Raw genomic sequence first — 14,729 nt, 5'->3', positions numbered from 1 at the left:
GGCCGCCTCGCTGGTATCGGCGGCGCAACCGCCGCTGGGCCCGTCGGCACCGCAGAGTACGCGGATGCTTGGGGTCGCGGCTGTGCTGTCGTTGGTGGTCGGCGTCGCGCTCGCCTGCGTCTTGGAGCGGCTCCGCGGCGGCTTCAGCCTGCCCGAGCAACTTGAGGCAACACTCGGCCTGCCGCTCATCGCGATCGTCCCGGATGTTTCGTTTAGAGCATTGCAAAAGCGGCGTAAGGGCAAAGCCGCGATCATTTTCAACGCGTCAATCGACAAGCTGCGCGGCCAGATGCGTGCCTTGGGTGAAGGGCGACCCAAGCTTGTCATGGTCACCTCCGCCTTGCCCAAGGACGGCAAATCGTTCTTCGCCGCATCATTCGCTCGCAATGCCGCGGCGGCGGGCTGGCGCGTGCTGCTTGTTGATTGCGACTTCGGTTGCCCTGTGATCTCCAAAACGTTCGGCCTGCCATCCGCGCCGGGCCTGAACGAGATACTCGCCGGCGATCTGCTCGGTGATACCTGGAGCGTTATGCACGAACCGGCGCCGCGGCTGAACGTGATTACCGCGGGCCGCACAAACCACGACCCGCAGGAGCAGCTTGCTTCGCGCAGCATGTCCGCCTTCCTCGTCGCGGTTCGGAAACGCTACGACCTGATCGTGCTGGATACGCCACCGGTTCTGCCCGTGGCTGACGCGTTGGTCCTGGCGCCACAGGTCGATGCGACGCTGATGATTGTCCGTTGGGAGAAAACGCCCCGTACCGCCGCTCGGGATGCGCTGCGGTTACTGTATGAGAGCCGCGCCAATGTCATGGGTGCGATAATGACCCGCGTTAATCGGCGCACGGCGGCGATTTCGACCGGTCGCATGTCGTTTGCCTTCAGTCATTACGAAGGCTACCACATCGACCGAGCGGCCCGGAGCTGATCAGGGCATGCACCCGACCATTCTGGGCCTCGCCCTCGTGCCGCTCACCCTGATCTGGGCGATGAACCCCGTCCGGCTTCTGCAGTTGGCATTCGTCGCCGCTGTGTTCGAGGCTGGAGCAGCAATGGTGATCGGCGCCTTCGGTTTGCCAACCGCTCTGGTCCCCGGCCTGATGTTCCTGACGTTTATCGTGGCACAATACGCGCTGGGCATGCGCTATTCTGCCGAAGCCTCGGTCTTCTGGGCACTGACGCCGTTGCTTGCGTTACTCGGCTACGCAGTGCTCTCGGTGGTGGTGTTGCCGGACGCGTTCGCTGGAACCATCATGGTCGCGCCGCAGAAAAATGATCCACTGCAGCCGGGCTTTGTGCCACTCGCTTTTAGTGCGGGCAATGTTACCCAGCCGCTTTACCTGGCGATGAACGCTGTCGTTGCCACGGCGACCGCACTGTTCATGACGCGGCCGGCGATTCCTTATCGCAGCATCATGAGCGCCTATCTGCTTGGCGGCTATGTCGTGGTTGGGCTCGCCTTCTGGCAATTCGCTTCTCGTATCGCAGGCCTCCCTTTTCCCACCGAGATTCTCTACTCAAATCCAAGCTGGGCCATCGTTGAGCAATTGGTGGGCTCGGTTCCGCGGATCCAGGGTCCGTTCTCGGAACCGGCTGGCCTCGCCTTTTATCTTTCCGGCCTTTGCTTCTGCTGCCTGTGGCTGACGGCCCATGGCCATCAGATGATGCACATGACCTGGCTGCTCGCACTGGCGATCCTGGCGATGCTGCTGTCCACTTCGACCACCGGGATTCTGACTCTTGCGGTCGGTCTGCCCCTGATCCTGATCTTTACCGCGGCACGAGCGGACGGCCAGGCGCTCGCCCGGCTGGGTAAAACGGGCGGCGTGCTGATGTTGAGTGGTCTTATCGCAGTCACGCCGGTGTTGATCATGAAACCGGCGCTACTCAATGCCGTGAGTTCCGTGGTGGACTCCACCCTTACCAAAAGCGACAGCGATTCATTTTCCGAACGGACGGGAACCGATCTGGCGGCATTGGATACGGTGACGAAGACCTATGGTCTTGGGGTCGGTTGGGGAAGCTTCCGCAGTTCAAGCCTGATTCCCGGCTTGCTGGCAAACGCGGGAGTCTTCGGCGTTGTGGCCGTGCTGTGGCTGGGTCTGCGCACAACGCGGCTCGTGCTCCGCGGCAAGGCCGCTGGACGAAATCATACCGGACATCTTTTGGTGGACGGGTTCTCCGCGGCGCTTTGCGGTCAGTTCACCGCGGCGCTGTTCTCGGCGCCAACCATTGCTTCGCTGGCGTTCTTTCTGCAACTCGGCTGCGTGATTGGTGTCTCCGCACGCATGTCAATCGAGTCCGATCGACATGCGTCGGGTCGGGTCAGGCGATCCGGATCGCTACCGACGACCAGTGCAAAGGCAGCCGCGGTCGTCGCGCAGGGGAGCTTCTTAAGATGACGCGGGCAGTATTTCTCAACGGCCGGTTCCTCGGGCAATCGGTGAGCGGAGTGCAGCGTTTTTCGCTGGAAATAACGGCCGCGATAGATCGGCTGATGGCTGGCAGCGAGTGGCCCAGGACGATTGTATTGACGCCCAGGATGGCGGGAGCGGATGCCGGCGTCGGCATCGCGTCATCCTTCAAGCGACTTCAACTCCAGGAGGTGGGACGACTGCGGGGCCACCTGTGGGAACAGACGGAATTGCCCGGTGCCTCACGCGACGGCGTCCTTCTCAATCTCGGCAATACCGGGCCGATGCTGACCGGACAGCGGCAAGTGGTGGTCATCCATGATGCTGGCGTGTTCGATACGCCGGAGTCGTATTCGCTGCGGTTCCGCGCCTGGTACAAGGCGCTGCAGCATTGCCTGGTGCGGACCGGTGCCCAGGTGGCCACGGTTTCGAAATTCTCCCGCGACCGCATCGTCGCGCGGCTGGGCCTCGATCCCGAGCGCATCGTGGTCGTGTACGAAGGCGCCGACCACATCCTTCGCGCGCAGGCCGATCCCAGCGTGCTGGAGCGGCATGGCCTGCGGCCGCGGCAATTTGCCCTGGTTGTCAGCAATCGCGTGGCGCACAAGAACCTTTCTACGCTGCAGGGCGCAGCCGCGGCGCTGGAACGGCGTGGCATGGCGATCGCCGTCGCCGGCGCGTCCCAGGCTGCTGTGTTCCAGGGTATTGACGGGCTCGGTTTTGCCGAACGCCGGCTGGGCCGCGTCAGCGATGCCGAATTGCGCGCGCTTTACGAAAATGCCGTATGCTTATTGTTCCCATCCCGTTATGAGGGCTTCGGGCTGCCACCCGTGGAAGCGATGGCCTGTGGCTGTCCGGTTCTCGCGGCGGGCGGCAACGCTGTCGAGGAAATTTGCGGCGATAGCGCGCTTTACTTCGACAACGCGAGAAAACAGACGATCGTCGATGCGATCGAGCGCCTGCTGGACGAACCTGGCCTTGCCGACATGCTGCGGGCGCGCGGTTGGGTTCGCACCACCGGTCTGAGTTGGGATGCTTCGGCGCGCAGGTTGGGTGATGCCGTGAGACGCGTTCGGTAGGGCTCGGCAGATGCCCTTTTCAACAACCGGCCTGCCGCTTTTCGCTCGATGCCTGTGGGTCGCGGCCCTGTTGATCGCATCGACCTGTCCGGCTTGGTCAGGGCCGCCAGACACCCAACGGCAAGTGCTGCTCACGCCGCCGGTGGGGGACCTCCAGGCGCAACCAACCTTGCCCGACCCCGCGCGGCCGGAGACGCTCTGCAAAGCCGCCGTGCGGACGGCGGAAGCCCGCCACCGGCTGCCTTCGGGGCTGCTGTTCGCCATCAGCAAGGTGGAGTCCGGCCGATTCGACCCGACCGTGAATCGGGTTGAGCCGTGGCCCTGGACGGTGCAGGCCGAGGGCAGGGGCATTTATTTCGATAGCAAAGTGCAGGCGGTCCGATGGGTCGAAGACGCCATGGCGCGCGGCGTCACGTCGATCGACACTGGATGCCTGCAAGTCAACCTTTTCTATCATCCCCACGCCTTCACAACCCTTGAGGACGCCTTTGATCCGGAGCGCAATGCCGACTACGCGGCCCGTTTTCTGCTCCAGCTCTACGCCGCGGCGGGCGACTGGCGGCAGGCCGAAGGGTTCTATCATTCCCAAACGGTCGCACTCGCAACATCGTATCGAGATCGGGTTGACAGAGTGCTGGGCGGCCAAACACTGACCTGGTCCGCAAAACCGAAGCCGCCGACCACCTTGGATCGCCTCGGTGACGCGTGGCGCGCGACGTTCGCCGGCAACGACCCGGCACCCGCGGGTCCGCCCACGCACGACTGGAGCGTCTTGTTGCATATGTCTGCAACCCGTCAAGCACAGTCGTCCCCGTCACCACGACAACCGCCGCGGCGATACGCCGGCTCATCGTACTTATTATCTAACGTAGGGAGAGTTCAATGACGCGATCAATTCCGATCCGGGCGCCAGAAACGGAGGTTGCCCACTCTTCTGCCAAGAGACCATTCCGGTCCGCCAAAGCCGGCGTAGCGGCGGTGTGCCTGCTGCTGGCCGCGTGCTCGCCGGGGTCCGGTCTGCCGCCTCTGCAGGCCACACCGGCCGGACCCTACCGGCTTGGCGTTGGTGAAGACGTGCGCATCATCACCTTTGGCGAGGAGCGACTCACCGGACAGTTCAGGGTCAACGATCGGGGCGATATCGCGATCCCTCTGCTTGGGACCATTCCGGCCAATGGACTGACAACGACCGAGTTGGAGCAAAGCATTGCCAAGCAACTTACGGTCAAGAAAGTCCTGCTTAATCCCAGCGTCTCGGTTGAAGTTCTGCAATACCGGCCAGTGTTCATCCTGGGTGAGGTCAGCAAGCCCGGCGAATACCCGTATCAGCCGGGGATGACGGTGCTGACCGCGGTCGCGATCGCCGGCGGATTCTCGTACCGGGCCGAGACTGGATACGCATCCATTTTGCGCACCAGCGACGGGCATTCGGTCGAAGGGCGCGTGCCGCGCGGCATGGAGGTGCGGCCCGGCGACGTCATCGATATTTTCGAACGATATTTCTGACGGCCGGTGCAAGATGATGTTTGGCGGCACCGACCGTCATACGGACGCCGCGTGACGGTGGTAGGAATGACCACAGGTTCCCGGTCCTTAGGACCGCGGCCAATAGTGACAGTCCGTGCAGCGCTGCGTGTTGAACGGGCCGCCATCTTTCTGGCGCTTGCGGCTTGCGTGGGGTGCCTGGTATCCATCGGCCCGTTTGCGACGAATGACGGGCCTGTTCATATGAGCTTCGCCCGAATGTTCTGGTTCGGGCTTGCAGGTCCCCTGCAAGCCCATGTTTATGTCATCAACCGCGCGCTAGATCCGAATCTAATTGGCTATCTTATCGCCGGACCGGCGATTGCCATTGTTGGTGCTGATTGGGCCGAGACCATCTTGCAGGCAATGTGCCTCGTCAGTCTTCCCCTCGTGGGCTGGTTGTCATGAACACGCTCCGTGCGCAGACCTTGGCATGGGTCGGCGTGATGGTGGCGATGTCACTGAACGAGATGTTTTTTTCTCGGTCTATATAACTACTCTCTGTCTCTCTCTCGGCAGGGTTGCTGGCGTTCGGGATGCTTGTACGGGCCGAGCGGGAAGGGGGCTATTGGTGGGTTGGCTCTGGGGCGGCGTTGGTCATTGCCTTCCTGTCTCATCCGGGCGGCCTCCTCCTGGGGATTGTCTTCACGATATGCTGGCTTGCCCCCAGTTTCATGAACGATGCGATGAACGGCGTCAGCCTGCGCGCGCTGGTGGCACGCAATTAGCCGGTTGTTCTTTCCACGCTGCCCGCATTGCTTCTCGTGATCCAATTCCTGGCGAGACAGGTCCATCACGAAACCCTGCGTGGTCCGGGTGCCGCGCGACAAACGGTCCTCCAACAGTGTTGGCGGCGCGGGGTATCGCGGTCCTCATCATTGGCGCAACGTTCGCAGCCGCGATCGGACGTCTTCGCTGGTGGCGTATCGATCCGGCCTCTCGCCTCGATACCGTCCGGTACGGCCTGCTGGTCGCAAGTGGGCTCGTGCGGGTTGCCGCTTTTCCGAATGTCGCCGGAGGCGGGTGGACGCACATACGGCGGATGGTCCTGTTGCCGTTCCTGGCGGCCCTGCTGATCTGCGCTGTTCATCCATGGACCGTGAAAACGCGCATAGTCATCGTCGCCTGCACAGGCATACTCAATGCCGTGGTGATTGGATCCGCGCTGCGTGAGCAGATACCGATCCATCGGGTAGTGGCGGATGTCGACTATCCGATTGCTGCCCGTCCCGGTCTGGACCCTCAACAATTGATTTTCCACTAGGCGCCGGACTGCTGGGGAGGCGCGATAGAGGTCGCGGATATACCGTCGTTCGAGCGTGCCGCCGGGATTCCGGTGGATTATGTGCTTCTGCAGGGCGATCCGATGAATATACCGCCGGGCCTTGGCGCCGCGGTGCGGTATTATCACCTCGTGGCGAGATCTGGGGCGTCGGGATTCAGCCTTTACGCGCGTGACGGTCGCCCAGCCTCGTCATGGCGGGCGCAGGCCCGCCATGACGACGAGAGGCTGGCGGCGCTCGCCAGACGATTCGTTTATTTCCCGGCGGGCCCTAAAACGCCACGTGTAACGTCAACGCCAGCAGGCTTTGATTATACTGGCCCGAGACGAGCGTGTTGGGATTGATAGGCGTCGAAAAAGTCGTGGTGCCTGACTGCACGGTGGTGTCGTAATCGAGCGAGAGCCGCAAATTGCGGTTCAACAGCCAACTGACACCCGCGCCCAAGGTGAAATTGGTTTGCGCGCCCCCTTGGAGGTATTGCGCATATTGTAGGCCACCCCGTGCCTGAAGCAGGATATTGCGTCTGAACTCATAATCGGCGATCAGATTTGCGCTCGTCAGAACAAAGCCGTTTGTTCCCGCGGATTGGGGAGCCTGAACGGAACGAGTCAGGGTGCCGGTGAGGGTTACGGTGCCGGTTGGAGTCCAGATTACACTCGCCTGCACGGTCGGTGATGTATTGGTGGTATATTGCGCCGCTGCAAATGTGCTCATTTCCACGCCGGCCAACAGCCGGTAGCGCCAGACACCCTTTGCTTGATAATCAAGCCCGGCCAGCAGGAGGAAATTTTTGGAGTCGTTGCTGGGCACACCGGGCTGCGGGTTGGTGTACGTGCTATCGACGCCGCGCACGACGAGCAGCAATCCGCCTTCGTCGCTCATCGCATACCGGGTGGTTACGCCGGCCGCCAGGGCGTTCCGATCGAGATATTGCTGGTTCAGGGGAATACCGAGCACCGTCGCGGTGCCAAACCGGTAACTGGTGGCACTGACATCCGGGGTAACCGAAAAACGGCTGAAATTGAATGTGTAGCTGAGCTGGGCCGAATCGATTGCGTCGAGGATGGGAGTCTGAGTCTGCACCGTTCCGAGGCTGGTGCCAAGTTGAGCGTAGGATTGATGTGAATAAGCCAGTACAAGCTGGCTGTCCCCGATCGTGTAGCCGCCACCCACCCCAATGTTCCAGTTGGTGTGGTTCAATGTCGGCAGCGAAAAATACCGGAACGTATCGACGCCGAGCGACAGACCCAGGCTGTTGCGTGACCAGAGCGATCCGGCGGTGACCGATGCGGTGGTGCTGGACCCCCACGTCCCCTGACCAGACGTACCGATCGGATTGGAGTTATAGAATAAGGATTGATCGAGCTTGGGCTGGATATTGAAACCATCCAGGTTGATGCCCGGGGCCGCGTACAAGGGACGTGCCCGCGACTGGACAGTCACCCCCAGTTGCTCGTCGTAACCTCCGACACCGGACGGAAAATAGGTGTCGATGCTCTGCGCACGCAGCGCCATTGGCCATGCCGTCAGCACAAAGCCTGCCAGCAACGGCAGGGCCGAACCGGAACGGCGCCTTGAACAATGACGGAATCGGAAAAACAGCATCTCGAGCACACGTAAATTCAATATAATACAATATCGAAGGCTGTTTCGAACGCAAGCTCCGTCAGCCCCGGGCTGCCGGCAATCCCGCAATGGTGCGCCAAAACAAAGATCGTGCGACGTCGTGGTCAGCCGGAAAACGCGATCAGATTTCGTTCGGTCTGGCATGCCGCAAGCCCGCCGGCCGCAAGCGGCGCGATTCGCTTCTCGAACAGCGCCAGCGCTCGGGCGCAGGCCTGATCCATGTTGTAATAGGCATAATCGCCGAGCCGTCCCGCGAAAAACACGCGCCCTTCAAGGGTCGCGGCGGTTGTCAGGTATCGGTTCAGAAGGTCGGCGGTTGCCGTGCTCGGGATCGGATAATACGGCTCGTTCACGCCCAGGGTGTAAGGCTCCGGATATTCGGTGATGAGCAAAGGTTCGGCGTCGGGCCTACCGCTCAGGTGCCGTTGGTCGGAGATGCGGGTGAAATCGAACTCATTGGGGTAATTGACCGTGCCGACCGGCAGTCCGTCCGTTCGCGCTTCCCGACGACGTTCGAAGCGAATGCTGCGGTAGGGCAGCGGTCCCTCGGCGAAATCGAAGAATTCGTCGATCGGTCCGGTAAACACGGTGCGGTCGTGCCGAACGGCCGGCGCTGCGTCTTTGTATTCCGTGTTGAGTTCCACGGTGATGCGCGGGTGATCGAGCAGCCGTTTGAACAGCGCCGTGTAGCCATCCCGCGGCATCGCCTGATAGCGGTCCTGGAAGTAGCGGTCGTCGCGGCTGACGAAAACCGGGACCCGTGCCGTGACACTCGGGGCGAGATCCTCGGGCCGCATGCCCCACTGTTTGAGCGTGTAACCCTCGAAGACGTTGGCGTACACGTAGTCGGCGAGAAAACGGAGTTCGGAGTCCGCCTCGGCGCGAAGCTTCAGGATAGGCACTTTTTGGCCGAAGCCGAACCGATCGACCAGGGTTTCGCACAACCGGTCGGCCATCCGCGGCGGAAACAGCGCCAGGATGGAGTTGAGGTTGAACGGGATCGGCACGTGACGGCCGTCGACCATGCCAAGGACGTGGTGGAAGTAGGGGCGCCAGGTCGTGAACCGGCTGAGATACGTCCACACGCGTTCGCTGTTGGTGTGGAAAATGTGTGGCCCGTAGCGATGCACCAGCAGTCCGTTCTCCGGACTGTCATAGGCGTTACCGGCGATGTGGCCCCGCCGGTCGATAACGAGCACCGACTGGTCGAGCTGGCTCGCGATCCGTTCGGCCAATACCGCACCGGTGAACCCGGCGCCGACAATCAACCAATCCCAGCGTGGCATAGCTTGCGGTCTCCGTTGGAGGCGGTGGTGTCGCCGATGCGACCTGGTTACGCGCTGAACAGTTCTGGCCGCTCGTCGAGCAGGGCTTTCAACCCCGCATACTGCGGCCCAAAGGAGAAGTGGCCGGCCAGTGCGGCCGTCGTTACGACCGCGGGCCGGGACGTCTCTACCGCCCGCGCACAAAGATAGGCCTCGTCGCCCCCGAGTGTGCTGAGGCCGGCGAGCAAACGGTGGCGATGTACCACAAAGGACCCGATCTGCTGCCAGAACTCGCGCTCGAAGGCGATCAGACCGATACTGAACTGGATCGGACAGAGAAGGACACGCCGTTCCAACGAATTGAGGCGAGCCGCTGTTGCCGCGAGTGGCGCCGTCCGCTCCCATATCCACCGTGCCGCCGCGGGATCGGTGTGGACGGGAAGACCCGACGTTGCGAGCTGCGCCCGACCGAAGGCTGCTTCGTAGTCGTCGAGCAGCCCCAGCATTTCGAGCAGATAACGGTAACAGAACCCATTTAGCGGAATCATCGGCGCGACGAACCCGGGATCCACCACGCCCTGCGCTTTGATGTCGCGATACGCGGCCAACAGCTCATTGATGGTATCAGGCAACAGGAACATGTCTTCGTCGAGCTTGACGATCATCTTCGCTGAGTTGTGCAGGCGATAGCAAACGTTCTGCGCCAACGCGACATCGTTGGTTGCCGTACTCAGGTAACTCCATCTTTCACGGCGACAGAGGTCGGCGAGATCGTCATGGCGCAGGCCCGGCGAGACTATGCATATATCGGCTTCCGGAAGCGCGGCGCGGAAGCGCGGCATGACGAAGCGCCAAAGATCGGGTTTGTAGCCTGCCAGCATGCAGACCAGGACGGGCGCGTCGGTTCGGCGGTCGTGGAATGAGACGCGGTCGTGCAGTCGGGAATAGGTGCTGGCGGCGTCCCACCCGTTCCTTACCATGCCATAGGCTCTAGACAGCACGAATGTGCGCTCCTGACCGGCAGACCGAGCCTGGTTCGGTGGTGGCATTTTGGTTGGCAGCACGTCGTTCCAGGTTAGACCTCCGAGGCTTCCCGTTTGTCGCTCGCCATTCACGATCAGAGGTCCTTTAAGTATCATGTCAGAAATTCTTGATCGGCCCGCCAGCGGAGCCGTCCTTGCCAATCATGCAGACAAGTCGCCGGAAGATTGTAGTCGTACTAATAGGCATTCCGGATCATTAATATGCTCGTTTGCATGGTTGCCTGCTGATCGCCAGCGCCCAATCGTGTCTCATCCCGCCTGATCGGTGCAATACCGGAACCGGTCGCGTCACAGCATCCCTTTGTACTGGGGATCAGCCTTTTTGATTATGGACGGCACGGCTCTCTTCATCCCACTTTGCGGGCACGCTTCAGGCCCGACCATCGGTCGCGCCCTATTGTAACGGAGTCGGTATGTTTGGATCCGACCTGCATCAGATACCCGACATCGATCAAAGACCATTTCGCCCGGGAGCTTCTATATATAAAATGAGGATGACCTATTTTATGTCTGTTCGGCGACCTGGCTTGCCCGGTCTTTTACTTACAGCCTGACCGGAGCACTGTGCATGCCGCTGCGACGAACGGAATCGCTATTTTCCAATCTTTGCTATCTGGGAGCAGCCCGCGCCGGGGCACTGTGTTTGAATCTGGTCGCGACAAGCCGTCTGGCTCATGCGCTGGGGGCCGAGAATTTCGGCGTCAACAGTTTCGCGGCGTCATACGTCTCGTATTTTCTCATTGTGGTGAATTGGGGTTTTGAGACGTATCTGACACGAGAGATCGCGGCCGACAGTTCGCGATTACGATCACTGGTCAACAGTGTCATTGCGATGCGCCTGTTGCTGGCGGCTGGGATGATCATCCTTCTGTTTGGCAGCATGTCCCTGCTGCAAACCAGCGCGATAGCGCGGACGGTGGTGCTGATCCAAGGTGCCAACCTGTTCAGTTCAGCGATCGGGCTGACCTGCGTCTACCAGGGGCTGCAACGCATGCGGCTGGTCGCGTGGCGGGAGATTGTGGCCAGCCTGGTCAATGTTTTGGGCATACTCTGGCTGGTCCAAAACCCCGACGACCTTGTGTTCGCGGTCTGTATCGCTGTCGGCACACAGATGATGACCAATCTAGCGCTGCTAACGCACTATGCGGCCGAGTTCGGCATTCCGCGTATCCGACTGCCCAGCCGAACAGACTTCCAGGTCATCCGGGGTTCGACGTCTTTTTTTTGGTCGTTGTTGATGATAACCATCACCTACAACACGCACATCGTGATGCTTGGCCTGACACGCAACGCCACCGAAGTTGGTTTCTTCAGTGCGGGTTGGAAACTGTTCATCCTTGCTATTGCTGCCCCCAATCTGATCGCCACACTGTTCATGCCGCGCATTGCCAATTTGACGACGCAAGTCGCGGAACGCGAGCGGTCGATGGAGCTCTTCCTGAAGGGCATTATCGTTTGCGCAGTCCCCACCACCGTATTCGGGTGCTTGCTGACCCCACATATTCTCACACTTGTTTTTGGACCCGCCTATCTGCCCGCGTCGCAGACTGTTGTCGTGCTGCTGCTGAACGCCTTGGTCGTCGCCCTGAATATTGGTTTCGGGACGTCGATGCTGGCAATAGGCCGGCAGAATGCGTTCCTTCGGGTAATGGCCGTTGGCGCCGGAACGGGCGTTCTGCTCAATGCGATCCTGATACCTTATTGTGGGGCTGAGGGTGCTGCCTGGGCCACCTTGGTGGACGAGACCGTGATATTGAGCATGCTTCTGCGAAAATGTCCGGAAGTGCCCGGACCGCCGGTCATCGATTTCGCCATACGTTGTATTTTTGCGATCATCCCAGCGGCCGGCGTTGTCCACCTGGTCCCGCTTCTGCCCCTGGTATCGGAATCCGCCCTCGGCATGGTGATGAGCGGCGGGGGCGTGGGCGCCATTGTCTATGTGATGGTCCTACGCCTGTTGCGTATTGACCTGATGCACTTCGCCGCGGATTTGCGCCGCCTTCAGTAGGGCAGCTACGTCAAATCGAAGCCAACTGGTCATCAGGTCGCGACGCCAGACGCACGAATGATCCCGGACAGACCTTTTGGTCTTTGAACCAAACTGTGTCGGTTGGCATGGACGGATACAGACCCTCAAGCGCCAGGGAATTTTTCATCAATTTAAAGGTGCCGGTCCTGGGAATGTCACTGCAGAGGCGAATGAATAATGGGCAGGCATATGCTGGTAAATTTGCATGGAGGTGCGCATTGAGTACTGCAAAGTCGAAGCTTTCATCCGTGGTGATCGCCGCCATGCCGGCACGGCCTTCTTTACCCGGGATCGCCACCCCGTAGACAACCGAGTCAATGACACCCTTGCAGGCCGCAACCACCGAGGCCACCTCTGCGGTAGAGACGTTTTCGCCCTTCCAGCGAAACGTGTCGCCGATGCGATCGACGAAATAATAGTAGCCGGCCTTGTCCTTCCGCATCAAATCACCTGTCCGGAACCAACGATCCCCTACGGAGAATACGTCGCGCAGCACTTTGGCATCGGATGCTTTCGGATCGGAATAACCGTCGAACTGCCTTTCCGGTGATGAGCTTCCGCCGCTGATTTGCCCTATTGCCTCTCCAGGTTCATCTATCGCGCACCGAATGCAAAACCCGCCGTCGTCACGCAGTGGTTGGCCGGTATCAATATCGGACCGAATAATTTCCACCGGAAATCGATGCGCGAGGAAAGCTGGAATACGTCCAATGGCGCCCACCTTCCCCTCGCAATTGTACAAGGATACGTGGCCTTCCGTGGCGGCATAGAATTCCAGGATCCGCGGGATGCGGAATCGACTTTGAAATTCGTCCCACACGTCGCCGCGCAAACCGTTTCCGCAGCAAAGCCGGAGTCGATGAGTGGATTCCAGCGGCTGTGGCTCGCTTCTTGCGAGATAGCGGCAAAGTTCGCCGATATATTGGAAAACCGTGCAGCCCCCGCTGACAACTTCATCCCAAAAGCGGCTGACTGAGAAGCGGGGGCGGATCATGACCGACCCGCCGACAACCAGCATCGACCCGATCGCGACCACGCCGCCCGTACTGTGGTACATAGGAAGGCAATTGTATAGCCGGTCTTCAGGTTGGGCGTCCGTCATACCGGCGAACCAGAAGCTCCATTCCAGCACTCTCTCATGTGTGACGTTGGCGGCCTTCGGAGCGCCAGTTGTCCCGGATGTGTAGATTAGCAGAGCCCGATCTCGACGCGAGGGCAGTCGTGCGCGGAGAGCATTCGTGCGCTCACCGCCGTAACGTCCAATATCGCGGTCAATCCGCGGCAGATTGCTCTCGGCGCCGTCGCCGTGCACCCAAACGCGCATTCCGGCCGGAAGTTTCGTGGCCGTGACAGTTTTCAACAGGGAATCTGCCACGATAAGATGATTCGCCCCGGCTACGCGGATGGCATGGGCAAGGGTATCGCCGACCAAATTCGTGTTGATCAGTGCAACGGCACAGCCGGCTTGCGTGATACCTAGCCAAATAGCAACGTAATCCGTGCAGTTTGGCATTAGCAGGCCAACGACGTCGCCTTTTGCTATGGCCTGGGTCAACGTCCAGTTTGCGTAGCAATACGACCGCTCGACAAGCCCGTGATAGGTCAACTGCCCGCCTTGCCCAAACAGTGCGAGCGCATCCCCCCGCGTTTCGGCCAGATCCTCGATCATCGAAAGAAGCGTCGTATTGGAACTGGCGTACAGTTGCTTTTTGTATTGAAGCGCACGCACCCAATCATTCACCGCGGAGCGAGAGACCACTCAGCTCTCCTGTTGCGCAATGGAGCCTTCCCATGCAGGAAGCTCGGAGCCAGATCCCGACCAGGGAGACAATCTGGGCACACATGTGATAAGAATAGACTTGAAAGAGCTCCACAGGGGCAGAACGCGATCGTCTGGCCTTAAATGACGACTCAGCGCGCCATGACCCTGAGTTGGGTCACAGTCGAAACGTATGTGTTCGGACAGGAAATGCCTGAACGCGCCTAAAAGTGCGTTGTCCCAATGACGAAACTCGAGAATGGCCCTAAATATCCTTTCGAGACCGCCATCTTCATAGCTCGCAATGCTGAGCGCCCGGGAAACGTCATCCAGTCCCCGCATTTCTTCCAGGTAGCCTTCTCCGACCGATTTGAAATATCGCACTTGCGACAAATCGATAGAGTGCATTTCGAGCACTCTTCGCATGTACTCGTCATGGTTCATCTTTTCTCCAACATCGGCTACTCCTGGCCAGGGAGAAAGGTTGTCAGTATCGCATTCCTCGCGCTCCAGATCTTTCAGTTTTTCGTCATTCGGATAAATGCTACGGGCGATTTTGAGGTTCTCCCGGAATTGGATCGAGAAATAGTAATACGCCCACGCCACACAGATCATGTCGTGAGCTGTTAGCGAGTCCCATTCCAACTGACAAATTTCATCTATTGTTTTCTGATATTGGAAGCGTTCCACGACCTTCATGATTGGGC

14 protein-coding genes are annotated in these 14,729 nt (G+C 60.0%); 9 read left to right on the top strand and 5 right to left on the bottom strand.

Translation table 11 applies throughout. The features are described from left to right. The 8 genes from GSQ89_RS18845 to GSQ89_RS18810 form a co-directional block, all read left to right on the top strand. Positions 1-928: CpsD/CapB family tyrosine-protein kinase (locus GSQ89_RS18845; protein WP_371734273.1), on the top strand; the 928-nt coding region annotated here is incomplete at its 5' end. Between the two features lie 7 nt (positions 929-935). After that, the gene (locus GSQ89_RS18840) at positions 936-2,402 is read left to right on the top strand and encodes a hypothetical protein (RefSeq protein WP_158928034.1); all 1,467 of its coding nucleotides are present in this window, start codon (positions 936-938) and stop codon (positions 2,400-2,402) included. After that, positions 2,399-3,493, top strand: coding sequence for a glycosyltransferase family 1 protein (locus tag GSQ89_RS18835; protein WP_158928032.1), 1,095 nt, complete (start codon positions 2,399-2,401; stop codon positions 3,491-3,493). The genes GSQ89_RS18840 and GSQ89_RS18835 overlap by 4 nt, the downstream gene beginning before the upstream one ends. A 10-nt stretch (positions 3,494-3,503) precedes the next feature. Further along, positions 3,504-4,379, top strand: a complete 876-nt coding sequence (locus GSQ89_RS18830; RefSeq protein ID WP_158928030.1) for a transglycosylase SLT domain-containing protein — start codon at positions 3,504-3,506, stop codon at positions 4,377-4,379. Then, a complete protein-coding gene (locus tag GSQ89_RS18825) occupies positions 4,376-4,999 on the top strand; it encodes a polysaccharide biosynthesis/export family protein (RefSeq protein WP_158928028.1) in 624 nt (207 codons plus the stop codon). Before GSQ89_RS18830 ends, GSQ89_RS18825 begins: the two co-directional genes overlap by 4 nt. Positions 5,000-5,104: 105 nt before the next feature. Next, positions 5,105-5,425, top strand: coding sequence for a hypothetical protein (locus tag GSQ89_RS18820; protein ID WP_158928026.1), 321 nt, complete (start codon positions 5,105-5,107; stop codon positions 5,423-5,425). Positions 5,426-5,553: 128 nt separating this feature from the next. Beyond that, positions 5,554-5,745 (top strand): hypothetical protein, encoded by a 192-nt coding sequence (locus GSQ89_RS18815; RefSeq protein ID WP_158928024.1) that lies wholly within the window; start codon positions 5,554-5,556, stop codon positions 5,743-5,745. Between the two features lie 323 nt (positions 5,746-6,068). Next, a complete protein-coding gene (locus GSQ89_RS18810) occupies positions 6,069-6,281 on the top strand; it encodes a hypothetical protein (RefSeq protein ID WP_158928022.1) in 213 nt (70 codons plus the stop codon). A 289-nt stretch (positions 6,282-6,570) separates the two neighbouring features. Here the strand turns inward: GSQ89_RS18810 and GSQ89_RS18805 are convergent, their stop codons facing one another. From GSQ89_RS18805 to GSQ89_RS18795, 3 genes are all read right to left on the bottom strand, one after another. Next, complete coding sequence (locus GSQ89_RS18805; protein ID WP_254073277.1) at positions 6,571-7,905, bottom strand: outer membrane beta-barrel protein; 1,335 nt, start codon at positions 7,903-7,905, stop codon at positions 6,571-6,573. A gap of 125 nt (positions 7,906-8,030) precedes the next feature. Beyond that, positions 8,031-9,212 carry a UDP-galactopyranose mutase gene (glf, locus tag GSQ89_RS18800; RefSeq protein WP_158928018.1) on the bottom strand — a complete coding sequence of 394 codons (1,182 nt, stop codon included), beginning with the start codon at positions 9,210-9,212 and terminating at the stop codon, positions 8,031-8,033. A 47-nt stretch (positions 9,213-9,259) separates the two neighbouring features. Continuing rightward, on the bottom strand, positions 9,260-10,072 hold the full coding sequence (locus tag GSQ89_RS18795; RefSeq protein WP_158928016.1) for a hypothetical protein: 813 nt from the start codon (positions 10,070-10,072) through the stop codon (positions 9,260-9,262). Positions 10,073-10,802: 730 nt separating this feature from the next. Here GSQ89_RS18795 and GSQ89_RS18790 point away from each other — a divergent pair. Next, positions 10,803-12,242, top strand: coding sequence for an oligosaccharide flippase family protein (locus tag GSQ89_RS18790; protein ID WP_158928014.1), 1,440 nt, complete (start codon positions 10,803-10,805; stop codon positions 12,240-12,242). 10 nt (positions 12,243-12,252) lie between these two features. On the opposite strand, the gene GSQ89_RS18785 is transcribed toward GSQ89_RS18790, so the two are convergent. Together GSQ89_RS18785 and GSQ89_RS18780 are read right to left on the bottom strand one after the other, a co-directional pair. Further along, complete coding sequence (locus GSQ89_RS18785) at positions 12,253-14,022, bottom strand: long-chain-acyl-CoA synthetase (protein ID WP_158928012.1); 1,770 nt, start codon at positions 14,020-14,022, stop codon at positions 12,253-12,255. Further along, the gene (locus tag GSQ89_RS18780) at positions 14,023-14,721 is read right to left on the bottom strand and encodes a hypothetical protein (RefSeq protein ID WP_158928010.1); all 699 of its coding nucleotides are present in this window, start codon (positions 14,719-14,721) and stop codon (positions 14,023-14,025) included. Positions 14,722-14,729: the final 8 nt, after the last annotated feature.

The sequence above is a fragment of the Acidisphaera sp. S103 genome, assembly GCF_009765975.1.
Taxonomy (GTDB): Bacteria; Pseudomonadota; Alphaproteobacteria; order Acetobacterales; family Acetobacteraceae; genus Rhodopila.
Note: the sequence above shows the minus strand (reverse complement) of the source record. Positions and strands in the feature narration are given on the sequence as shown.